This window comes from Frankia sp. CeRuru1, from assembly GCF_977966315.1.
Window position 1 is genome coordinate 5,206 of the sequence record NZ_CDWWEW010000320.1, and the last position, 856, is coordinate 6,061.

Below are 856 nucleotides of genomic sequence, written 5' to 3' on the forward strand. Positions count from 1 at the left end.
CGCGATTGATGAGGAACCCGTGGTCGTGCCCGTCGAGGCGGGGCGGATGATCGACGGTCGTGACGATCAGGCCGCCCATGGCGCCTCGGGCTCGGTCGAGACCGAAACCGGCGAGGCAGGGGCGCATTCCCCCTCCGTCGCCACCAAGATCCTGGCGCGGCCGGGCCTGCTTCCCGTTCCGGTGAACGTGGGGCCGCCGGACGAACTGTCCGCGGACGAGTCCGTCGCGCAGCGGACCCGTCTCGCGTCCATGGGGGCGCTCAACGTGCCCGTGGCCAAGCCCACTGCCGGCTCGAAATGGGACAACAACTTTTCCGGCAGCCCTGACCTTTCCGGCAAGTTTTGACCTTTCCGAAAAGCCTTGGCCGGGCTGGGGCGAAGCCTGTTAGACGTACATATACATCCGCACGGTCGTGCCAACCCGGGTCGACCGGAGCTGGACGAGATCGCACAACTGGTTGACGAGCCACAGCCCGCGGCCGCCGCCCAGGGACAGGTCCGGGCGGCGGCGTCCGGCCAACCGGTCGTACAGCCGGCCGCCGTCGCGGACCTCGCAGATCAGGCAGGCGTCGTCCGTCCAGATGCGGACCACTCCATGGCCCCCGCCGTGGTGCACGCTGTTCGTGGCGACCTCGTGCACGGCCAGCTCGAACTCGCCGGTCCGCTCGGCGCCCAGGCCCCGGGCCAAGGCGACCCGGGTCATCTCGGCGCGGACATGCCCCAGGTCGTGCGGGCCGAAGGCAAACTCGATGCGGGGAACGCCGAGGTCCGACAGGGCCTCGGCCAGCGGGTCGGGGCCCGGACCCCCGACGACGGACCCGGGCGATCGATACCGGGAACTGACCCGGCCCAGCCC

The 856-nt window shown here is 70.8% G+C and carries 2 protein-coding genes; one reads left to right on the forward strand and one right to left on the reverse strand.

What is annotated here, in order from left to right; genetic code table 11:
* Positions 1 to 346, forward strand: a 346-nt coding sequence (locus AC08OP_RS19180) for a hypothetical protein (protein WP_476615452.1), incomplete at its 5' end; no start/stop codon positions are given.
* 39 nt (positions 347 to 385) lie between these two features.
* Here the strand turns inward: AC08OP_RS19180 and AC08OP_RS19185 are convergent.
* On the reverse strand, positions 386 to 856 hold a 471-nt coding region (locus tag AC08OP_RS19185; RefSeq protein ID WP_476615453.1), incomplete at its 5' end, for an ATP-binding protein.